Origin of the sequence: Agrobacterium sp. YIC 4121, from assembly GCF_002008205.1 — a bacterium.
In the GTDB taxonomy this organism is placed as follows: Bacteria; Pseudomonadota; Alphaproteobacteria; order Rhizobiales; family Rhizobiaceae; genus Agrobacterium; species Agrobacterium leguminum.
Genome location: NZ_MRDI01000014.1, coordinates 91,968 through 112,763 on the forward strand (window position 1 = coordinate 91,968; position 20,796 = coordinate 112,763).

The following is a 20,796-nucleotide window of genomic DNA, read 5'->3' on the forward strand; positions in this document are numbered from 1 at the left end:
GACTCTCTGCCCTCTAGGCAACGCTTTCGTAACCGGCGGAGCCGTTGTCGAGAAGGTGGCGCAGGATGTCGAGGGCATGGGTCAACTCTTGCTGGTTCGATGGACCGGAAAGGCTGACGCGCACCCGATGGAAAACCTTGTCGGTGCGGCCGGCCTTGAACTCATCCTCGTCATCGATCAGCACGCCTTCTTTCATCGCCGCGTTTCGGAACGTGCCGGAAAGCCAGGGTTCGGGCAGTCTCAGCCACAGGAAGGCGATATCGGGCAGCGAATTGAAATCCAGTCCGGCGAAGGCCCGCCGGGCAATCGCCTCCCGCTGATTGATCTCGGCGATACAATCCTTGCGAATGTCGTCGGCGTCGCCACTATTGACGAGGCGCGCATTCAGTTCGGCCAGCATGAAGGGCAGGCCGCCCGTCATCATCGAGTGGGAAATACGGATGCGCGAGGAATATTGCGCGGGGCAGGCGACCCAGCCGCCGCGCACGCCGGCGGCGACGGATTTCGACAGGCCGCCGACGACGAAGGTAATGTCGGGCGCAAATTCTGCGATCAGCGGGATCGCATCGCGCGTCATCGCGCCATAAAGATTGTCCTCGACGATCCACACGCCGTAACGACGGGCGACATCGGCAATCGCGCGGCGGCGCTCTTCCGGCAGGGTCGCGCAGGTCGGGTTCTGGCCGGCCGACATCAGGAAGATCATCTTGGGGTGCTGCTGGGCGCAGACGCGTTCGAAATCATCCGGGACAATGCCGTTCTCATCCGCCTCCACCAGCGTCACCCGCCGGCCGGCAAGGGCGGCGCTGCGGCTGATGTGGGAATAGGTGACGGGTTCGAAGACGATGCGGTCGCCCGGCGCGGTCATCGCCGACATCACGCTCATCACCGCCGCATGGGCGCCAAGCGTCGAAACGATGTTTTCCGGCTTCGGCGACCAGCCATTCTGGGAAAGCCAGCGAACGCCCGCCATGCACCAGTTGTCGGGAAAAGAGCGGGCATAATTGGTAATGTCCTGGGGATGCTCTCTGGTTACCGCCTCGATGTGTCTGGCGATCAGCACGCTCTGGCCGACATCCGGCGCAGCGGTGGTGTTCAACCGGAATTCGGCGCTGGTGTCGACGGCATGGCGCGTGCTGCCGAAGGCGGCCGTTGCCGACTCCATGGGCAATGACGGGGCAGGGGTCTTGCGCTCATTGACATAGGTGCCGCGTCCGACCTCACCGCTGACGAGCCCGCGCTCGTGGATGAGCGCATAGGCCCGGCTGATTGTGCCGATTGTCACACCGAGATCGTAAGCAAGATTGCGCTGCGGCGGCAGTTTCGAGCCGGCCTGCAGGGTGCCGTCGGAAATCGCGCCTTCGATACTGTCGGCGAGGCGCAGGTAAATCGGGCCGTCGCCCTCGGTAATGTCGGGAAGCCAATTTGTCATGGTGACAATTTATGCATTGTATCTATCCTCAAGTCAATTGTATTTATTGTCTGCATTGAATGAGGCTAAACGCACGGAGACAATAGGTGCAATATGCGCAAGATGGATCAATACCTTTCGACAGCGGATACACTCTATCCTGATGGCTACGAACGGGAACGCGTGTTCCGCGATGCCGGCGACATGGTCGCACCGGCGCCCTTTCCGGCCAAGATCGCCCGCACGCTTATTGGTCGCCTGATTGCGGGCATATCCTCATGGCAGCGGAAACGTCAGGGGCGCTTCGCCCTGCGGGAGCTTTCGGACGATCTGCTGGACGATATCGGCGTTACGCGGGATGAAGCCTTGAGGGAGGCGGCAAAATCCCGGCTCTTCTCCTGGCCGCCGCGGCCCCTTTGATTTTTTGTCGGAGAGCGGCGCCTTCTTTCCCCGGCGCCAAGCAGCCATTCGGCAACCCGCCACGCCAATCCCAACCGGCGCTGGCGGGTTTTTTTATGCCGACCGCGTTCTCACGGGTGCCGGTGCCTGTCGATCAGCAGCCCTTGCCGCCGTTCGCCCAGCGCTTGACGTCGGCTGCGATGCGGCCGGAAAGGGCTTCGTTCATCACGGGGCCGAAAGCATCGAGCTTTGCCGGGTTGCCTTCTGCCTGAACCACCAGCATGGGGCGCGATTCCGGGCTGTTGCGCGGCACGAGCAGGATGCGCGGACGGCCGGAGAAGGAGTTGAGTTCCGGCGCCAGGCGATAGGCCTTGAACGCCGCGTCGCCCGATTTGAACCAGCAGGCATTCGCGCCAAGCGCGATCCGTTCCATGGTCGGCAGGGCCGCGCGGGAGACGGAGGAGGAAGGCTGCGGTTTCGGCTGGCAAGCCGCGAGTGCGGCGGCAGCGAGGATCAGTCCGGTGGCTTTATAGGCATTGTGTCGAAGAATGCGGGGCATCAGGTCATCCAGAAGAAAAGCCGAAACATAGCCGGAAGCCGGCATCAAAAAAGGCGGGTTTGAAACCCGCCTTTGTCTATCAGGCTGCGATGACGCCAAGCGCCGAAGCGAAGAGGCCGCGGCCGTCATTGCCGCCATGGGCGGCTTCGATCAGGTTTTCCGGGTGTGGCATCATGCCGAGAACGTTGCCCTTGGTGTTGATGACGCCTGCAATGTCGTTCAGCGAACCGTTGGGATTGGTGCCCTCGGCATAACGGAACACCACCTGTCCGTTGCCTTCAACCGACTTCAGCTCATCCGCATCAAGGAAGTAGTTGCCATCGTGATGGGCGACGGGGCAGCGCAGGATCTGGCCCTTGTCGTAAGCGCGGGTGAAATCCGTGTCGTTGTTGGCGACTTCGAGCTTCACTTCGCGGCAGACGAATTTCAGCGAGGCGTTGCGCATCAGCGCGCCCGGCAGCATGCCCGCCTCGACCAAAATCTGGAAGCCGTTGCAGACGCCGAGAACCTTGACGCCCTTTTCGGCCTTTTCACGAATGGCCTGCATGACCGGCATGCGGGCGGCGATGGCGCCGCAACGCAGATAGTCACCATAGGAGAAGCCGCCCGGGATGACGATCAAGTCGACGTCGGGAATATCCGTTTCCGTCTGCCAAATGGTGACGGGCGCGCTTCCGGAGATTTTCGTCAGCGCCGCGATCATGTCGCGGTCGCGGTTGAGGCCGGGAAGTTGGACGACAGCGGATTTCATCGGAGCGGCTCCTGCGGCTTTAGAGGATGGCGATGGCGTAGTTTTCGATGACCGTGTTGGCCAGCAGCTTTTCGCACATTGCCTTCAGGTCGGTCTCGGCCTTGGCCTTGTCGGCGCCTTCCAGCTCCAGGTCGAAGACCTTGCCCTGACGGACATGGCCAACGCCACCGAAACCGAGGCTGCCGAGCGCGCCTTCGATTGCCTTGCCCTGCGGATCGAGAACGCCGTTCTTCAGCGTAACAGTCACCCGTGCCTTGATCACCTGATCTTCTCCTGATTTTACCCTTGCGGTGTCGATATTATTTCACGAGGCCGATATTACTTCACGAGGACAGGGCCGGTGCCGCGGATCGGTTCGTTTTCATTGATGATGCCGAGACGGCGCGCGACTTCGGAATAGGCTTCGAGAAGCCCGCCCATGTCGCGGCGGAACAGGTCCTTGTCCATCTTTTTCTGGGTTTCGATGTCCCACAGGCGGCAGCTATCGGGCGAAATCTCGTCGGCGAGGATGATGCGCATCATGTCGCCTTCGAAAAGGCGGCCGCATTCGATCTTGAAATCGACGAGCTGGATGCCGACACCGAGGAACAGACCGGACAGGAAGTCGTTGACGCGGATGGCGAGCGCCATGATGTCGTCAAGCTCGGCGGGGTTGGCCCAGCCGAAAGCCGTGATGTGCTCTTCGGAGACCATCGGGTCTTCCAGCTCATCCGACTTGTAATAGAATTCGATGATGGAGCGCGGCAGAACCACGCCTTCCTCGATGCCGAGGCGCTTCGACAGCGAGCCGGCAGCGACATTGCGCACGACGACTTCGAGCGGGATCATCTCCACTTCCTTGATCAACTGCTCACGCATGTTGAGGCGGCGAATGAAGTGCGTGGGAATGCCGATCTTGTTCAGATGCGTGAAGACGTATTCGCAGATACGGTTGTTCAGCACGCCCTTGCCGTCAATGACTTCATGCTTCTTCTTGTTGAAGGCGGTCGCATCGTCCTTGAAGAACTGGATAAGCGTGCCTGGCTCCGGACCCTCGTAGAGGATCTTGGCCTTGCCTTCGTAAATACGGCGGCGACGGTTCATAATTGCAGGTCTCTTGGTTGACGCCGATTCTGGTGGCGTTGCGTTTGGTCTTTGAAGCGGTCCCATAAAGGAAAAGAGTGCATTCTACAATGCGGCTCGCATATTTCCCTTCAATTCTTGTGACAGGCCGGGGAAACGGCTGGGCCATGAAATTAGGCTTCCGGGGCCGATCGAAGAGGAGGCGGTCCGCAGGGCCGGCGCCGTCAGGGCTCGACAGCCTTCAGGCGGCTCAAAAACTGCGCGAAGACCATACCGCCTTCCGGCCACGGACCATGGCCGGACTCGGTGTTGATATGGCCGGACATGCCGGCGTCGATCAAAAGCGAGCCCCAGGCGGCGGCAATGTCATCGGCATGTTCATAAGAGCCGAAAGGATCGTTGCGGCTGGCGATGGTGATCGCCGGGAAAGGCAGCGGATCGCGCGGGTAAGGCCCGAACGTCATCAGATGCTTCGGCCGGATATCGGGATTGGCGACATCGGGCGGCGCGACGAGCAGCGCGCCGGATACTTTCCTGCCGATTTCCGGCAGGGCATGGATGACGGTCGGCACACCGAGCGAATGCGCGACGAGGACGATGGGTTTGGTGGAGGCATTGACCTCTTCCACCAGCCGGGCGACCCAGTCTTCCTTCACGGGTTTGGACCATTCGGCCTGCTCGACGCGGCGGGCGGTGGAAAGCTTGCGCTCCCAGCGGCTCTGCCAGTGGTCGGGGCCGGAATTGGTATAACCGGGGACGATCAGGATATCTGCTTCTGAAACTTTCATGCGCCCATATCTGTGTTGCGATGCCGCCGCGATCAAGGTCGCGGCGGCATTAACTTCAAGGTCTCAAACTCAGCTCAAGTCTCAGGCGTTGCCGAAGACGCGGGTGAAGATCGTGTCGACATGCTTGGTGTGGTAGCCGAGGTCGAACTTTTCGCGGATCACCTCTTCGGGAAGTGCGGCGCGCACTTCCTCGTCACCCAGCAGCTCCTCAAGGAAATCGGCGCCCTGTTCCCAGACCTTCATGGCGTTGCGCTGTACCAGACGGTAAGCGTCTTCGCGCGATACGCCGGCCTGCGTCAGCGCCAGGAGAACGCGCTGCGAATGCACGAGGCCGCGGAACTTGTTCATGTTCTTCAGCATGTTGTCCGGATAGATCACCAGCTTTTCGATGACGCCGGCCAGGCGGTTCAGCGCGAAATCCAGCGTGACAGTGGTGTCGGGGCCGATGGCGCGTTCGACCGAGGAGTGGCTGATATCGCGCTCGTGCCACAGAGCCACGTTTTCCATGGCCGGAACGACCGACATGCGCACCAGACGGGCAAGGCCGGTCAGGTTTTCGGTCAGAACCGGGTTGCGCTTGTGCGGCATGGCGGACGAGCCCTTCTGGCCGGGAGAGAAGAACTCTTCCGCTTCCAGAACCTCGGTGCGCTGCATGTGGCGGATTTCGATGGCGACGTTTTCAATCGACGAAGCGATGACGCCGAGGGTTGCGAAGAACATGGCGTGGCGGTCACGCGGGATGACCTGCGTGGAGACCGGCTCGGGAATTAGGCCGAGCTTGGCACAGACATGTTCTTCGACGCGCGGGTCGATATTGGCGAAGGTGCCGACGGCGCCGGAGATCGCACCCGTGGCGATTTCCGCACGGGCATTAACAAGGCGCTCACGGTTGCGGTGCATCTCGGCATAGAAGCGGGCGAAGGTCAGGCCCATGGTGGTCGGCTCGGCATGGATGCCGTGGCTGCGGCCGATGCGCACCGTGTTCTTGTGTTCGAAGGCGCGGGTCTTCAGCGCCGCCAGCACCCGGTCCATGTCGGCGAGCAGCAGATCGGCGGCGCGTACGAGCTGGATGTTGAGCGTGGTGTCGAGCACGTCCGACGAGGTCATGCCCTGATGCACGAAACGGCTGTCGGGGCCGACAAATTCGGCAAGATGGGTGAGGAAGGCGATGACGTCATGCTTGGTGACGGCTTCGATCTCATCGATGCGGGCGACGTCGAAGGTGGCGCTGCCGCCCTTTTCCCAGATGGTCTGGGCAGCGGACTTCGGGATAACGCCGAGTTCGGCAAGTGCGTCACAGGCATATGCCTCGATCTCGAACCAGATGCGGAACTTTGTTTCCGGCGACCAGATGGCGACCATTTCCGGCCGGGAATAACGAGGGATCATGGCAATGACTTTCTTTGTGGAGGAAATTTGCTGCCCGTTTAGCAAAGTGTTCCGGTAATCTCAATCTATCAAGCTACATGCCTCTGTTGCTCGTTGCGCACGTCGGCAGAGGATCGCGCCCGCAGGCAGGAGCGGAACGATGGCAAAGGGAAAATATAAGCCAGGGCCGAGAATGCAGAACTGGTAAATCGCGCCGAGCGATGTGAAGAGCTGCTGGAAAAACCAGATGCGGGAGAATGCCGGCGCGTGCCATTGCGCATAAAAAATACGGTATTCGAAAGCGAAAAACGCCGCCGCAACTGCCAGCGTGAAAAAAGCGATGGCAAGACAGGCCGCCACGAAACGCAGCGGCAGGGCGGCTGAAGCAGGGAGAAGGTGCAGCGCCGCCATGGCCAGCAGCCAGCCGAAGAGGCCGCCCGCGAAGAAAAGCATGATTATGTCGGCGGCATGGTCGGTTTCCAGCCGGTTCCTGACATAGAGGCCGATAGCGGCGGCGGCGCTGGAACAGACGGCCCAGACAAGCGCGCCGAGCAGCGGAAACAGCGCTGCCGAAGCCGTGTCACGGAAACCCCGCCTGTCGCTTTCCATGCCGATCCCCCAACGCCTTGCCGTGCGCCCTTCGGCGGCGGCGGTTATGTCCGCGCGGCTTCCGCTGCGTGGCGCAGTTGCGCGACCGTCTTGCGGTAGTCGGCAACGCCGTCGCCCTTGAAGATGGCCGAGCCGGCCACCAGCGCATTTGCACCGGCGGCAACGATCGCGCCTGCGGTTTCCGCCGTCACGCCGCCATCCACTTCGAGTTCGATGGGCCGGTCGCCGATCATGGCCTTTGCCGCGCGGATCTTGTCCAGCATGGCCGGAATGAACTTCTGCCCGCCAAAACCGGGGTTGACGCTCATGATCAGGACGAGATCGACGTCATCAAGAACGTTTTCGATAACTGAAAGCGGTGTTGCGGGGTTGAGCGTCACGCCGGCCTTTCTGCCGAGCCCGCGGATCGTCTGCAGCGAGCGGTGCAGGTGAGGCCCGGCTTCGGCATGCACGGTGATGCTGTCGCAGCCCGCCTTGGCGAAGGCTTCGAGATAGGGATCGACGGGCGCGATCATCAGATGGCAGTCGAAGAACGCCATGCTGTGCGGCCGCAGCGCCTTGATGACATCCGGCCCGAAGGAGATATTGGGGACGAAATGGCCATCCATCACATCGAGATGAATCCAGTCCGCGCCCGCTTCCGTGACATCGGCGACTTCCTGTCCGAGCTTGGCGAAATCGGCAGCCAGAATGGACGGGGCTATGCGGATGGGCAGGGACATGGGGCAAACTCCTCTCGACGCGTTGCGTAAGCTGCCTTTAACACCAAGTATCGGGGTTTGAAACGGCCGGTCGCGCGGTTGCCGGCGGTTTTCAGCTGCGTTTCCTCGAATTTTCAGCGGCGCGGGTTTCGCCTATTGTCTTTCAGCCTTGTCCGCCGGTTCGAAGCGCTGGCCGTTCCATCGCTGCAGGCGATAGGGATTGTCCGAAAGGTCATGCGACGGGTTGAAACCGAGATCGCCGAGAACGGTTTTGAAAAGGGTGCCGCCCGCCAGTATCTCCGGCGCGGGTTTCGACTGCGCCTGTGTGGCTTCCGCAAGGGCGGCGGTGAGTTCCGCTGCCGCATAGGCCGGCAGGACGTAACCTTCCGGCTCGATGCCGGCGCCGCGCAGTTCGCCGGCAACCGCCTGGGCCGATGGCAGGGTATCATAGGCCGGGCGGGTGACCGCCAGCACATTCGCGGCCAAGGGGACCGGATTATTGGCCGCATTCATGGCATCGCCGCCGATGAGGGTGAGGGGAATGTTCTCCGACCCGGCGTCTCTGGCAATGATGGCGACGTCGTTGCGTTCCGCGCCGACGAAGACATGGGAAATGCCGGTGCGCGCCAGCCGGCGCACCAGCGCCACCTGCTGTTCCTGGTTGGGACGCATCGTATCGGCAAGGGTGGGCTTCAGACCGTTTTCCTCGAGCGACGAGCGGATGCGGTCGACCAGCTCGCGGCTGTAGATCGTGCCGTCATCCACAAGTCCGATGGAATGTCCCTTCCAGTCGCGCAGGATGATCTCCGCGATCCTGTCCGATTCGGCCCTGTCTGACGGGGCGAGGCGAAAGAGCGGCCAACCGTATTTCAGGGCGTCCTCCATCAGGATCGGCGCGCGGCTGGATAGCGTGATGGCGGGAATGGCGGCCGCTTTCAGCGGCGGCAGAACATCCTGAAGCGTTTCGGTGCACAAGAAACCGATTGCGGCGCTGACCTTGGCGGCCACGAGGCCATCGGCTATCGCGCCGCCGCTGCCATCTTCGCAGCTTTCATGGATTTCGACGACATCCAGCCCGAGCTTTGCCGCCGCCGCCTTCGCGCCCTGCCGTACCTGCTGCCCCAGAAGTTCGTAAGGACCGCTCTGGGGCGCAACAATGCCAATCGATGCCGCGCTTGCTGAGCCCGCAAGGGCAAAACCGGCGATGATCGTTAGCAGGCGAAGTGAAAGCATGACGTGATAGAAATCCTGTTGTCCCGGCTTGATGTTTATCGGCAACAACCGGTTTTCCAAAGGAAAAATACGCGCGCTTCACGGACATTCCCGCAAAACCATCATATTGCCCCGTGTGTCTGCATTGTTTGTGAGGATCAGCTCGCCGATCTTTTGCTGGTTTCCGGGCTTGTGCGCCTGGAGAGCAACTCCTCTCCAAGGCTTTGCTCCACCCACGGCAACTGGGACATAAGATCGTTCCAATCGAAGGATGAGCCGGCGCGGCGGGTCAAATTATTATGCCATCTAGTCAACTCCGCGAAGCGCTGATCGTCGGTTATCCTCACCTCATGGTCGCGGTAAACTTTGTTTATCAATCTTCCGAGCGGATTGATCAGATCCACTAAAAGCTGATGTGAGCTATAGTCTGCGCTCGCCGATTGTCCACCTTCGAACATATCTCCATGTCCCGTCACCAGCCATGATATGTTCACGCCAAATTCCCTGTGGTACGCGGAAAGCAGTTCGGCATCGGGCACGCGTTCGCCCCGCTCATAATGCGCCAGCCCGCTTTTGCTGATTGCCAGTCGGTTGGCGAAGACATCCCGGTCATCGATATCGAACGCCGCCCTCACAGCACGGAGGCGTTTTCCTAGGGCTGTCTTGGGCTCGACTTCTTTCCTGGCCAAATTCCTTCAAATTAAATCACAAATGGAGTTTACAAAAATCCAAATGTAATTTAATCCTCTCTGTGTTCGCATGTCATTCATTGGGAGCGCGTCTGCCAGGACGCACTTGTTTTAATAGGTTATTTAGCACTGTGTTAAAGGCATCAGCAAGATAGAGCGCACGCTTCGTTCCATTGCATAGAATCAAATATCTCGCCGTTGAATGCTTGATGATCGTTCGCGGTCTTCAAGACGATTCGATTGTGAAGCGTTGACGACAATTTCTGGAGACACAGATCTCTAAAAAGGCGGCCGCGATGCGCGTTGAAAGGTCAGGGTTGCTACGCAAAGTATTCGGTTCGGCGACTAAGGGCCTTGCAATGCTCGTTTTGTGCCCATTTATTTTGTTGTTCGCGATTGTCGTGATGGCGATGGTCGTGATTTCCCCCGCGATAAAGCCAAGAGAAGAAAGACATCACTGATCGGAATTTCTTCCACGCCAAATGTATTTGGCAGCCAACGGCGTACCATCATGGAAAGAAAATGGAGAATATTGCCAAAAATATCATACTTTATTTTAGGTGCAGGTTTTTATTATTGGTTTTAATCGTCTCCATTTTAATGTGGGGGCTTATCATTCTTGGCATCCGACTGATTATATCGAAGCTGTAACTGCATGAATTCAGGGATTTAACATCGCAATGGGATGTTGCCTCCGTGCAGCCTCGAGTCTGCGTCGGAAAAAACGCCACATGCGTCAATTTTAAGTTGTTTTTACCGCCGGAGGCTGAAGATGATCGTTGTCGTTGATTTCCCACAGAATCTTAATCATCTACCTGTTTCCAAGGCGGGAAGACGTCAGCGAGGATGAACGACGGTATTGCTTTATAAAACTATTATATTTGTGGAGTAGAGATGCAATTTGGGAAACGTGAGCTATTAATTCTGCCTTCTAGAGTGCAGCCCACAAAAATGCACATTTTATTCCCATTTTCCTAACTTGCTGATATATATTCAAAATATGTAAAGCTTCATGGCGCGCGCAAGTTTTTCCTCGCGGTTTTTTCGCATTTGCGAGAAGATTTGCTTGACGGAAAGTAAATGATTAGCTTAGATGTAACTGTTTCAGGGGACGACTGAAATTGGCTGTAACAGGCCTCGGAAAGTGTTCCGAATATAAGCACTGCCAGACTATATTGCCTTTCATATTCTATTTTTTTCATTACGTATAAACCGCTTCGGGAAACTGGGGCGGTTTTTTACGTGGAGCTAATTTAAGCAATTTAAAATTGAATTAGGAAACTCCTGCGCAAAGACGTTCTTTCATTTTCGAATTTATGGAAAAGATATCGCGCGGAGGGAGCGAAGCCGGCTCCGAAGTACACATCAACATAACTGCTTGATATGCCGGGTGACGGACATTTTCGCCTGCGAGCGAGTTCGGTCGGCCGTCTGTGCGGCTTTATTTCAGGGCGGCCAGGGCGTCCCTGGCAAAGGCGGAGATGGGTTCGGGAAGCTTATCCGGATCGAACCAGCCGATGGCGGAAAGCTTGTCGGGTTCGGTCAGTGCCGGCTCACCCTGCGCATCGTGGGTGACGAAGATCAGCGAAACCCAGTGGTGGCGATCTTCCGGATCGATGAATTCGCTATGGCAGAGGAATTCGACGTTGCCGATCTTGAGCCCGGTTTCTTCTTCGGCCTCGCGGCGTGCCGCGGCGAGGGAAGTTTCAAGGTGATCGACCTTGCCGCCCGGAATGCTCCAGTATCCGGCTTCCGGCGCCTTCAAGCGGCGGCATAAAAGCACGCGGCCGTCACGCATGATGGCGAGGCCGACGCCGACACCCGGAAAATCGAGACCTGGCCTGGCGGTCGGCTTCATGCTGTCCATTCCCGCGGTCAGGCCTTGGCGTTGGCCACGATCAGCATGAAAGCGGGGATGTCGTCGCCGAAACCAACCGGTGTCGGGCCATCGTCATGGTCGCGATAATGGCGGCGGCGGTCGCGGTTGTCGTCATTGGCGTGCAGCGGATTGCGGCTGTTGCGGTCGGAATTGCGCGGGGTCTTTTCCTGCTTGCGTTCTGCTTTCACCTTGTCGTCTCCATGAGCCGCGATGTCCGTGTCCGCAGCGGATTGTGCACCCTGATTGATGTTTTCGACCGGCGCTGCGTCGCGACGGTTGCGGTCGCGGCCCCTGCCGCCCCGTTCCTTGCCCCGGCGGCCGGAATTGCTTTCAAAGCTTTCCATGGGCGCGGGAAGGGTGGAGAGGTCACCGTTCTGCCACTCGATCTTTTCGCCGATCAGCTTTTCGATCGCGTCGAGATACTTCGTGTCGCTCCTGGTGACGATGGTGAAGGCCTTGCCCGAGCGGCCGGCACGACCGGTACGGCCGATGCGGTGGACATAGTCTTCCGAATGAATGGGAATATCGAAGTTGAAGACGTGGCTGACATCGGGGATGTCCAGGCCGCGTGCGGCAACGTCGGAGGCGACGAGCAGCTTCAGATTGCCGTCCTTGAAGTTCTGCAGCATCGTGGTGCGCGAACGCTGGTCCATGTCGCCATGCAGCGCGCCGACGGAAAAACCGTGACGGTCGAGCGAACGGAAGAGGTCGGCCACATCCTTCTTGCGGTTGCAGAAGATGATGGCGTTCTTCAGTTCGGCTTCTTCGGCGCGGACGAGATCGCGCAGCACGGCGCGCTTTTCATAGTCCTTGTTGTGCGCGGCAACGATGCGCTGGGCAACGGTCTTTGCCGTGGAGGAGGGCTTGGCGACCTCGACACGGACGGGGTTCTGCAGGAACCGGTCGGCCAGTTTCTGGATTTCCGGCGGCATGGTGGCCGAGAAGAACAGCGTCTGCCGGGTAAACGGGATCATCTTGGCGATGCGCTCGATATCGGGAATGAAGCCCATATCCAGCATACGGTCGGCTTCGTCGATGACGAGGATTTCCACGCCGGTCATCAAAAGCTTGCCGCGCTCGCAATGGTCGAGAAGGCGGCCGGGGGTGCAGATCAGCACATCGGCGCCGCGCTCAAGCTTGCGGTCCTGGTCTTCGAAGGAAACGCCGCCAATGAGGAGCGCGACGTTCAGCTTGTGATTCTTGCCGTATTTCTCGAAGTTCTCCGCCACCTGCGCTGCCAGCTCACGGGTCGGCTCAAGGATCAGCGTGCGCGGCATTCTGGCGCGGGCGCGGCCCTTCTCGAGCAGGGTGAGCATCGGCAGAACGAAGGACGCGGTTTTGCCCGTGCCGGTCTGTGCGATACCGCAGATATCACGCTTTTCCAGCGCCGGCGGAATGGCGCCAGCCTGAATGGGTGTCGGCGTCGTGTAGCCGGCATCTGCAATAGCGGAAAGAACTTTTTGGCTCAGGCCAAGATCAGAGAATGTTGTCAAAGGAAGAACTTTTTCCGTTCTGGTTCGGTAAGAACACCTGCGTGCCGCGACGGCACTTGCAAAGACTTGGCGCGGGGATATGCCCAAATTGCCGGAAAGTCAAGGAAACAACGGGAAAAGCGCGCGAAACAGCGGGGTTCGGGCGGGGCATCTTGGCCTTTGGTGCAGATTTCAGCGATTTATCGTAAAAAGCGCAAAAAAAGCATTAAAATCGGGCTGCTATTTTAAATAGGTTTTGAGTTCCGTTCCGGCGATCAGGAACCGCATCGGATCGACTGGCGTATCGTTGCGGCGCACCTCGTAATGCACATGCGGACCGGTGGAGCGGCCGGTACTGCCGGCGCGGCCGATGACGTCGCCGGCCTCGACCCTGTCGCCGGCTTTCACCAGAATCGCGGAGAGATGGCCGAATCGCGTCGAGACGCCCTGGCCGTGATCGATTTCTACCATATTGCCGTAGCCGCCGGAATTTTCCGCGACCGTCACCTTGCCCGCGCCGGTGGATTTGACGTCAGCACCGGTTTCAGCACGAAAATCGATGCCGGTATGCAGGGCCGGGCGGCCGAGAAACGGATCCATCCGGTTGCCGAATCGGCTGGTGATCGCCCGGCCAGGGGCCGGGTTGCCGAAGGGCAGGGTGGTCGCGGTTTCCTTGACGATGTCGAGCCGGTTCAACGCATTGTCGAGATTGGTGAGCGACAGGTTGAAAGGATCGGTGTCACCGCGCTCGGGGTCGGCATAGGGGCCGCCTATGTCATCGTTGCCGTTCTCTTCGATTTTCAGGCCTGCCTGCCGGATGATGTCCTGCATCGCATTCGCCTTGTCCTCGGCGTCGCTGGTCAGTCTGGCGATGCGCGATATCTGCTGGCGTTCGATATCCTTCAGCGACAGTGTCACCTTGGAAAACACCCGGTCGGCCCGGTCGGACGGCGTTTCGCCGGCTTCGGGTATATAGGCGGCGCGTCTGTCCGATGTGGCCGGCTTTTCCACCTGCGGCTTGCGTGGCGTCATCAGCTTTTCGATGGCTGAAAGGCCGCCGGAGAGGTCAGCGCGTTTTTCCGGCGCCATGGCGTTCGAAAGAGAAGAGGGTGCGGCCGGGGAGGCGGCGATGCCGGAATTTTCGGCGCGCTCCAGCAATTCGCTCATGCGGCCGTGCCGCGAGGTCAGCGCCGCCTGCTGTTCCAGCAGCTTTTCCACTTTCTTTTCAACGACCTGTTGATCGAGCAATTGCCGGGAGGTGACACGGTCCACCTGAGCTCTCAGCGCTGCAATGCGGTCTTCATAGTCGTTCTGCATGCGGGTCTGGCGGGCCATGGTCGCGCCGATCAGGTCGTCACGCAAAATGAGATAGCCTGTGGCTCCGAGATAACCGAGCGAGAAAAGGCCGATCGTGCAGCCGGCAAGCGCCGCCATCCACGGACGGATGGTCATGTGCCGCACCCTGTCGCCGCGCGCGAGAATGAGCACGTGAGGCTCACGCTTTTTGCCGAATACCCGGTTTTCCGCCGTATCAGTCACAATCTCTCTCCGGACTGGCCGATTTCTTAAGGGAAATCATAATTCGTTAAGGTTAACGAAGTTTTGCCGGAGAGGCTTTTTGGCGGTGTCGGCTATTGGCTGACGGATGTGAGCGAGCGGTAAAAGGAAGGCGTCAGGCCGGCCTCGGCGCGGGCGATGTCGTTGAAGGGCGGTTTCAAAGGGCCGCGGAAATTCGCGCGCACCAGCTGCCTGAAGGTTGCGGCCGGGTCCTTCTTTTCACGGGCGCACAGGAACCGGAACCATTTCGCGCCGATGGCGACATGGCCCTTTTCGTCATTATAGATGACATCGAGAACGGCGGCGCTTTCGAGATCGCCCGTCTCACGCATCTTCGCCTGCAGGGAAGGGGTGACGTCCAGTCCGCGCGCTTCCAGGATGAGCGGGACGACGGCGAGCCGTGCGGTGAGATCGTTGCGGGTGGAATGCGCGGCCTGCCAGAGCCCGTCATGGGCCGGCAGATCGCCATAGTCGGCGCCGAGGCTTCTCAGCCTGTCCCGCACCAGCCGGAAATGTTTCGCCTCCTCGAAGGCGACCTGCATCCAGCCGTCGAAAAAGGAATGCGGCACGGGCTCGCTGGCATAACGGGCGACGATATCGAGCGCGAGATCGACGGCGTTGAGTTCGATATGGGCTATGGCGTGCAGCAGCGCGATGCGGCCCCTGACGCTGTGTAGGGAGCGGCGTTCCACGGCGGTTGGCGGCACGAGTTCCGGCTTCTCGGGCCTGCCCGGCCGCTCGGGCAGCGGCGGGTCGAGAGGCGAGCGCAGCGACAGACGGCGCTCGAACCAGCGTGTCGCCGTTTCCTGCGCGAGTGCGGTCTTTCTGTCGAGATCGGCGCTCACGATGGCATCCGTCGCGCCGCCTCGCAGCGAGATGATTTTGAACGGGGGCGTCACGACGGGTTGGTCCCTCAGAGCTTCTTCACGGCCTCGAGAACGGCCTGGGCATGGCCCGCGACCTTAACCTTGTTCCAGATTTCCGCGATTTTTCCATCCGGGGCAACGAGGACGGTCGTGCGTTCGACACCCATGTATTTTTTGCCATACATGCTTTTTTCCTTCCAGACGCCATAGGCTTCCAGAACCTTCCTCTCCTCGTCGGAAGCGAGCATGACGGAAAGCGAATGTTTTGCCGCAAACTTGTCGTGGCTTTTAACGCTGTCGGGCGAAATGCCGATGACGACGGCGTTGGCTGCCTCGAATTCGCCGCCCAGCGCGCTGAAGTCGATGGCTTCTGCGGTGCAGCCGGAAGTATCGTCCTTCGGATAGAAATAGAGGATGACGGCCTTGCCTTGCAGTTTGGACAATGTCACCGTCCCTTCACCGTTGCGGGGCAAAGTAAAATCGGGAGCCGGGCCGCCAATCGTCAAGTCTGTCATAATCTACCTTTCTTTCGCCGGGATGTTGAGGAAAAGTCGCCACATTCGATATATAGCGAAACCGCGCGTCGTCCAGATCACTATTTAGATTTCAGGTCGAACGATCTTAAATCTCAATCGTTATCCGGGCTAAAGAATTAAAGCGGGATTCCGGACGAAAACCGCTTACACTTTTCGCCATCCCGCTTCGGTGTTGCGGCGAAACAAAGCTATTCAAGGGCAAACACGGGCGTATGGCTGAAGTCAGGGGTGAAAAGGTCAAGTTCGGCAGACGCGATATCATTGCGCTGCACGATCTTCCTTCGGCGCAGGCCGAAGATCCCATCATCGTGCATTGCCCGGCGCCGCGCTCCATGGTGCGCGCCTTCATCAAGATTTTCGCAGCGCTTTTCGTGCTGGCCTTCCTGTCCATCGGCGGCATCATTCTTTCCGTCGAGACAGGATCGATCGACGCGACGCTTTCCAGCCAGGCGCAGCAGGCGCTGGAAAGGGCGCTCGGCCCCCATTACAGCGCGCGGATCGGTTCTTCGGCGATCAGGTTTTCCACCGGGCTGCGCCTTGCGCTGGTGGCGGAGGACGTGGATATCATCGAGAAGGAATCCGGCCAGCATATGAGCCGGGCGCGGGCAATCGGCATGGCGCTCGATCCGCTTGCGCTTCTGACCGGCCGTGTCTCGGTGGAGAGCCTCGAGGCCGACGGGATGGAGCTCGATACGGCGCTTTTGCCCAAGGGTAACGGGTTCGATCTCGCCAGCGTCAAGCTCGACGCCGTGCCGCAGCAATTGCAGGAGGCCTTCGGGCAGCTCGACAAGCTCGCTCAGGCTTTTCTGAGCAGCGGAACCGAGGAAATCGATATTTCCAGCGTTTCGATTCACCTGCCACCCGGAGAGTTGGGCAAGCCGCGCACCGTCGAAGTGCGTGAACTGTCGCTGACGCCCGATCAGCAGGGCGGATATTCGCTCGATGGAGAAACGCTATTCAACGGTGAAATTGCCAGCGTGTCGCTGCAGACTTCGGGATCTGGTGGCCGAATAGACGGTTTTGAAGCCCGCATCGACGGTTTCGATATCGGCCCGTTTCTTGAGAAATACGATCCCGACGGAAATCTCCATGAAGGCCTGAACGTCAAGACGGGTATCAATATTGTCGCTCGGCGCGCCATGGAAGGGCAGGAGCCACAGCTGGAGATCGCGCTCGGCCTCGGCAATGGAACGCTGATGATCGGCGGTGAGTCCCAGACCTTTACGGCTGGCAACGTCCATGCGCGTTATGACTTTGCCAAAAGCACCCTTGTCATCGACAATTCGCGGCTGGAGCTTGGGCGGACAATTCTTCCGGTCGCCGGTGAAATCAGCGATACGGAAGAAGGTTTCGGCCTTTCGCTGCGGATCGACAACGCCGTTGCTTCGTCCGAAGCTTCGGGCGAGGCCCCGGTTCCTTTCAGCCTGAAGGCGGACGGGCATTTTACGGCGGCGACGAAGCAGCTCGACGTTCCCTCGCTTTATGTGACAGGCCCGCTCGGAGACATGGCGGGATCGCTGAAAATCCGGTTCGGCCAGGGGTCGCCGGAAATCAGCTTCGGCGGGCAGATTCCGAAGATGGAGGCCACGGCGGTCAAGCAGCTCTGGCCGTTCTGGATGGCGCACAAGCCGCGCGACTGGGTGGTCTCCAATCTCTACGGCGGCACCGTCACCAATGGTTCAATCGCTATCTTCATACCGCAAGGGCGGATGTGCGGCCCCGGTTGCCCGCTGGTGCTCGGCGAAAGCGAAATGCAGATCCGTTTCGATATAGACGATACGCGTCTCAATACCACCGGCGACATTCCACCGTTGCGCGATGTCGACGCGCATTTCGATCTCGTGGGCGGCAAGATGGCCGTCGATATCAAGCGGGGAACATCCTATTTCCCGTCGAACCGGTCGCTTGCGCTGGAAAACAGCCGTTTTCTCATTTCCGCTGTTTACGACAAGCCGCTGCTCGGAAATCTCGAACTGAACGTTTCGGGCTCGGCCGATGCCGTGGCCGAGCTTGCGGCGCTCAAACCCATCAATGCGCTCAAGAATACGCAGTTCAAGCCGGAGGATTTCACCGGCGATGTCAAAGCCCATGCTAACCTGACCGTTGGCCTGCTTTCCAGCCATAACCCGCCTCCGCCGGTGTGGACGGCCGATCTCGATCTGAAGAACCTGTCGCTGACCAAGCCCTTTGCGGGCCACAAGGTGACTGCGCTCGACGGTTTCATGACGCTGGACGACCGACAGCTCAAACTGGAGGGCAGAGGCCGCGTGGACGACGTGCCGATGGACATCGTGATGACGGAGCCGGTGAGTAAGAACAGCGATATCGCGCCGACGCTGTCGCTGAAGGCAAGCTTGAACGAAACGCAGGTTGCCAAGCTCGCTCCGGAACTTTCCACGGTCCTCGGCGGCACGACGGCGATTGAAATCGACGGCGCCGACCCGAAACGCCAGGATATCCGGCTCGATCTGACCAAGGCGTCGATCATTCTGCCGGGGCTCGGCTGGAGCAAGGGCATCGGCATTCCCGCCAGCGCCGCCTTCACCATGGAAATGGGAGACGGGCGCACGACGATCAGCGACTTCTCGCTCGACGGCGACGGCTTCGGCGCTGCCGGCGATATCGCCTTCAGCAAGAACGGGCTGATTTCCGCCGATCTCAGCCGCGTGCAGCTTTCGCCCTCCGATAATTACGCCGTTTCGGTCGCCGCTTCGAAGAACGGCTATATCATCAATGCATCGGGGAAATCCGCCGATGTCAGGCCTTTCCTCTCGAAGCTTCGCAGCTCTTCCGGCAGCGGCGACGGGACGTCGCGTTCGCAGCCATCCCTTGCCATCAAGACGCAATTCGACAAGGTCTACGGGTTCAACGATGAAATCCTTGCCAATGTCAGTTCCGATGTCAGCGTGCGGGATGGCAAGGTTCGCTCCGTCGATTTCCGTGGCGTCACCGGCAACGGCCAGGCGGTGGTGGCGCAGACTGTCAATCGCGGGGCGACGGGAACCGTGACGCTGACCAGCAGCGATGCGGGTTCGCTTGCCCGTTTCGCCAATATCTACAGCCGCATTCGTGGCGGCCTTCTCAACCTTGCGCTGACGACCTCCAATGGCAGCGACTGGAGCGGATCGCTCGACCTGCGCAATTTTGCCGTCGTCAACGAAGCCAAGCTGCAGGACATTGTCGCCACGCCGACGGGCGAGGACGGCAGGAGCCTCAACAATGCGGTGCGCCGCAATATCGATGTCAGCTCGGAAAAATTCCAGCGCGGTTTTGCCCGGGTCGTTTACGTCAACGGTTCGGTGGCGGTGGAAAACGGCGTCGTGCGCGGCGAGCAGATTGGTGCGACTTTCCAGGGGCTTTTGAAGGACCAGAGCGGCCGTATGGACATGACCGGCACCTTCATGCCCGCCTATGGCCTGAACCGGCTGTTCGGCGAGCTGCCCTTCATCGGCATCTTCCTCGGCAATGGCCGCGACCGGGGCTTGCTCGGCATCACTTTCAAGCTCTCCGGCCAGACGGACCAGCCGAAGCTGACGATCAATCCGCTTTCGCTGATCGCGCCGGGCGTCTTCCGGCAGATTTTCGAGTTCCAATAAAAAAAGGGCCGCTTTCGCGGCCCTTGGTAACAGGTCTGGCGCGGGTGTCACGCCGGGCGAACCAGAACGTGCTTCTTCTTGCCGACCGACAGCTTGATGACGCCGTCGCCGGTGATTTCACCGGAACCGACCGTCTGGCGCTCATCCGAAACGCCAATGTCGTTGATCTTTACCGCACCGCCCTGAACGTGGCGGCGGGCCTCGCCGTTCGAGCCGGCGAGGCCGGCGCGGACGATGAGCGACAGGACGCCGAGGCCGGCTTCGAGTTCGGATGCCGGAACCTCGATGGAGGGCAGGTTTTCGGCGAGCGCACCTTCTTCGAAGGTCTTGCGCGCCGTCTCGGCCGCTTCTTCCGCCGCCGCGCGGCCATGCAGGATGGCCGTCACTTCGGTCGCGAGGATTTTCTTCGCCTCGTTGATCTCCGATCCGCCAAGGGCGGCGAGACGGGCGATCTCATCCATCGGCAGCGTGGTGAAGAGTTTCGCAAAGCGAACCACGTCCGCATCTTCCGTGTTGCGCCAGTATTGCCAGAAATCATAGACCGGCAGCAGGTCCTTGTTCAGCCACACCGCGCCGGAAGCCGACTTGCCCATCTTCGCACCGGAGGAGGTGGTCAGAAGCGGCGAGGTCAGGGCGTAGAGCTGCGGTGTCCCCATGCGGTGACCGAGATCGATGCCGTTGATGATGTTGCCCCACTGGTCGGAACCGCCCATCTGCAGGCGGCAGCCGGTGCGCTGGTTCAGCTCCACGAAATCGTAGGCCTGCAGGATCATGTAGTTGAATTCGAGGAAGGACAGTGACTGTTCGCGGTCGAGGCGCGTCTTCACGCTGTCGAAGGACAGCATGCGGTTGACCGAGAAGTGGCGGCCGACATCGCGCAGGAATTCGAGGTAGTTGAGGCCGCGCAGCCAGTCGGCATTGTTGATCATCAGTGCCGGGTTCTCGGCGCGATCGTAATCGAGGTAGTTGGCGAAGACATGCTTGAGCGAGGTGATGTTGTCTTCGATCATGTCGATGGTCATCAGCTTGCGGGCCTCTTCCTTGAAGGAGGGATCGCCGACCATGCCGGTGCCGCCGCCCATCAGCGAGATCGGCTGGTGGCCGGTCTTCTGCATCCAGTGCAGCATCATGATCTGGGTGAGGTGGCCGACATGCAAACTCGAAGCCGTCGGGTCATAGCCGATATAGGCGGTCACGGTTTCCTTGGCGAACAGTTCGTCGAGACCTGCCTCATCGGAGATCTGGTGAATGAAGCCGCGCTCATCGAGCGTGCGGAGGAAATCGGACTTGAACCTGGACATAACCTTTTACTTTCTGGTTTGATCTTTGCGGCCATCGAAA

At 59.6% G+C, this 20,796-nt stretch carries 19 protein-coding genes; 2 read left to right on the forward strand and 17 right to left on the reverse strand.

Annotated elements, in window-relative coordinates; all coding sequences use genetic code 11:
- Positions 1-13: 13 nt before the first annotated feature.
- Positions 14-1,432 (reverse strand): PLP-dependent aminotransferase family protein, encoded by a 1,419-nt coding sequence (locus BTE54_RS13540; RefSeq protein ID WP_078052781.1) that lies wholly within the window; start codon positions 1,430-1,432, stop codon positions 14-16.
- 93 nt (positions 1,433-1,525) lie between these two features.
- Here BTE54_RS13540 and BTE54_RS13545 point away from each other — a divergent pair, with 93 nt between their 5' ends.
- Positions 1,526-1,831 carry a DUF1127 domain-containing protein gene (locus tag BTE54_RS13545; protein WP_065655204.1) on the forward strand — a complete coding sequence of 102 codons (306 nt, stop codon included), beginning with the start codon at positions 1,526-1,528 and terminating at the stop codon, positions 1,829-1,831.
- 133 nt (positions 1,832-1,964) lie between these two features.
- Here BTE54_RS13545 and BTE54_RS13550 read toward each other — a convergent pair whose 3' ends face one another.
- The 15 genes from BTE54_RS13550 to BTE54_RS13620 all read right to left on the reverse strand — a co-directional run bounded on the left by BTE54_RS13550 (position 1,965) and on the right by BTE54_RS13620 (position 15,838).
- On the reverse strand, positions 1,965-2,369 hold the full coding sequence (locus tag BTE54_RS13550) for a hypothetical protein (protein ID WP_078052815.1): 405 nt from the start codon (positions 2,367-2,369) through the stop codon (positions 1,965-1,967).
- 79 nt (positions 2,370-2,448) lie between these two features.
- Positions 2,449-3,120 (reverse strand): phosphoribosylformylglycinamidine synthase subunit PurQ, encoded by a 672-nt coding sequence (purQ, locus tag BTE54_RS13555; protein WP_065655203.1) that lies wholly within the window; start codon positions 3,118-3,120, stop codon positions 2,449-2,451.
- 19 nt (positions 3,121-3,139) lie between these two features.
- The gene (gene purS, locus BTE54_RS13560; RefSeq protein WP_003507918.1) at positions 3,140-3,382 is read right to left on the reverse strand and encodes a phosphoribosylformylglycinamidine synthase subunit PurS; all 243 of its coding nucleotides are present in this window, start codon (positions 3,380-3,382) and stop codon (positions 3,140-3,142) included.
- A 56-nt stretch (positions 3,383-3,438) separates the two neighbouring features.
- Positions 3,439-4,203: a phosphoribosylaminoimidazolesuccinocarboxamide synthase gene (purC, locus tag BTE54_RS13565; RefSeq protein ID WP_003520440.1), complete on the reverse strand. Its 765-nt coding sequence runs from the start codon at positions 4,201-4,203 to the stop codon at positions 3,439-3,441.
- A gap of 203 nt (positions 4,204-4,406) precedes the next feature.
- Positions 4,407-4,970, reverse strand: a complete 564-nt coding sequence (locus BTE54_RS13570) for an alpha/beta hydrolase (protein WP_078052782.1) — start codon at positions 4,968-4,970, stop codon at positions 4,407-4,409.
- An 81-nt stretch (positions 4,971-5,051) separates the two neighbouring features.
- Complete coding sequence (purB, locus tag BTE54_RS13575) at positions 5,052-6,359, reverse strand: adenylosuccinate lyase (protein WP_020810926.1); 1,308 nt, start codon at positions 6,357-6,359, stop codon at positions 5,052-5,054.
- Positions 6,360-6,419: 60 nt separating this feature from the next.
- The gene (locus BTE54_RS13580; RefSeq protein ID WP_078052783.1) at positions 6,420-6,947 is read right to left on the reverse strand and encodes a hypothetical protein; all 528 of its coding nucleotides are present in this window, start codon (positions 6,945-6,947) and stop codon (positions 6,420-6,422) included.
- A gap of 44 nt (positions 6,948-6,991) precedes the next feature.
- A complete protein-coding gene (gene rpe, locus BTE54_RS13585) occupies positions 6,992-7,669 on the reverse strand; it encodes a ribulose-phosphate 3-epimerase (protein ID WP_003520447.1) in 678 nt (225 codons plus the stop codon).
- A gap of 132 nt (positions 7,670-7,801) precedes the next feature.
- Positions 7,802-8,881, reverse strand: coding sequence for an ABC transporter substrate-binding protein (locus BTE54_RS13590; protein ID WP_078052817.1), 1,080 nt, complete (start codon positions 8,879-8,881; stop codon positions 7,802-7,804).
- A gap of 137 nt (positions 8,882-9,018) precedes the next feature.
- Positions 9,019-9,549, reverse strand: coding sequence for a helix-turn-helix transcriptional regulator (locus tag BTE54_RS13595; RefSeq protein WP_078052784.1), 531 nt, complete (start codon positions 9,547-9,549; stop codon positions 9,019-9,021).
- Positions 9,550-10,990: 1,441 nt separating this feature from the next.
- The gene (locus BTE54_RS13600) at positions 10,991-11,416 is read right to left on the reverse strand and encodes an NUDIX domain-containing protein (RefSeq protein WP_078052785.1); all 426 of its coding nucleotides are present in this window, start codon (positions 11,414-11,416) and stop codon (positions 10,991-10,993) included.
- Between the two features lie 8 nt (positions 11,417-11,424).
- Positions 11,425-12,921, reverse strand: a complete 1,497-nt coding sequence (locus BTE54_RS13605; protein WP_003520451.1) for a DEAD/DEAH box helicase — start codon at positions 12,919-12,921, stop codon at positions 11,425-11,427.
- A gap of 219 nt (positions 12,922-13,140) precedes the next feature.
- Entirely contained in the window at positions 13,141-14,439 is a 1,299-nt protein-coding gene (locus BTE54_RS13610; protein ID WP_078052786.1) for a M23 family metallopeptidase, read from the reverse strand.
- A gap of 92 nt (positions 14,440-14,531) precedes the next feature.
- On the reverse strand, positions 14,532-15,356 hold the full coding sequence (locus BTE54_RS13615; protein WP_065655196.1) for a ferritin-like domain-containing protein: 825 nt from the start codon (positions 15,354-15,356) through the stop codon (positions 14,532-14,534).
- A gap of 14 nt (positions 15,357-15,370) precedes the next feature.
- Complete coding sequence (locus BTE54_RS13620; RefSeq protein ID WP_020810868.1) at positions 15,371-15,838, reverse strand: peroxiredoxin; 468 nt, start codon at positions 15,836-15,838, stop codon at positions 15,371-15,373.
- A 233-nt stretch (positions 15,839-16,071) separates the two neighbouring features.
- Between BTE54_RS13620 and BTE54_RS13625 the strand changes: the two genes are divergently transcribed.
- Entirely contained in the window at positions 16,072-19,455 is a 3,384-nt protein-coding gene (locus BTE54_RS13625; RefSeq protein ID WP_078052787.1) for a DUF3971 domain-containing protein, read from the forward strand.
- A 47-nt stretch (positions 19,456-19,502) separates the two neighbouring features.
- On the opposite strand, the gene tyrS is transcribed toward BTE54_RS13625, so the two are convergent.
- Positions 19,503-20,756 carry a tyrosine--tRNA ligase gene (gene tyrS, locus BTE54_RS13630; protein WP_078052788.1) on the reverse strand — a complete coding sequence of 418 codons (1,254 nt, stop codon included), beginning with the start codon at positions 20,754-20,756 and terminating at the stop codon, positions 19,503-19,505.
- Positions 20,757-20,796 lie beyond the last annotated feature (40 nt).

Excerpts from the sequence above, each read along its gene's own strand:
- BTE54_RS13540 (WP_078052781.1), bottom strand. The coding sequence starts at position 1,432 with ATGACAAATTGGCTTCCCGACATTACCGAGGGCGACGGCCCGATTTAC.
- BTE54_RS13545 (WP_065655204.1), top strand. The coding sequence starts at position 1,526 with ATGCGCAAGATGGATCAATACCTTTCGACAGCGGATACACTCTATCCT.
- BTE54_RS13550 (WP_078052815.1), bottom strand. The coding sequence starts at position 2,369 with ATGCCCCGCATTCTTCGACACAATGCCTATAAAGCCACCGGACTGATC.
- purQ (WP_065655203.1), bottom strand. The coding sequence starts at position 3,120 with ATGAAATCCGCTGTCGTCCAACTTCCCGGCCTCAACCGCGACCGCGAC.
- purC (WP_003520440.1), bottom strand. The coding sequence starts at position 4,203 with ATGAACCGTCGCCGCCGTATTTACGAAGGCAAGGCCAAGATCCTCTAC.
- BTE54_RS13570 (WP_078052782.1), bottom strand. The coding sequence starts at position 4,970 with ATGAAAGTTTCAGAAGCAGATATCCTGATCGTCCCCGGTTATACCAAT.
- purB (WP_020810926.1), bottom strand. The coding sequence starts at position 6,359 with ATGATCCCTCGTTATTCCCGGCCGGAAATGGTCGCCATCTGGTCGCCG.
- BTE54_RS13580 (WP_078052783.1), bottom strand. The coding sequence starts at position 6,947 with ATGGAAAGCGACAGGCGGGGTTTCCGTGACACGGCTTCGGCAGCGCTG.
- rpe (WP_003520447.1), bottom strand. The coding sequence starts at position 7,669 with ATGTCCCTGCCCATCCGCATAGCCCCGTCCATTCTGGCTGCCGATTTC.
- BTE54_RS13590 (WP_078052817.1), bottom strand. The coding sequence starts at position 8,881 with ATGCTTTCACTTCGCCTGCTAACGATCATCGCCGGTTTTGCCCTTGCG.
- BTE54_RS13600 (WP_078052785.1), bottom strand. The coding sequence starts at position 11,416 with ATGGACAGCATGAAGCCGACCGCCAGGCCAGGTCTCGATTTTCCGGGT.
- BTE54_RS13620 (WP_020810868.1), bottom strand. The coding sequence starts at position 15,838 with ATGACAGACTTGACGATTGGCGGCCCGGCTCCCGATTTTACTTTGCCC.
- BTE54_RS13625 (WP_078052787.1), top strand. The coding sequence starts at position 16,072 with ATGGCTGAAGTCAGGGGTGAAAAGGTCAAGTTCGGCAGACGCGATATC.
- tyrS (WP_078052788.1), bottom strand. The coding sequence starts at position 20,756 with ATGTCCAGGTTCAAGTCCGATTTCCTCCGCACGCTCGATGAGCGCGGC.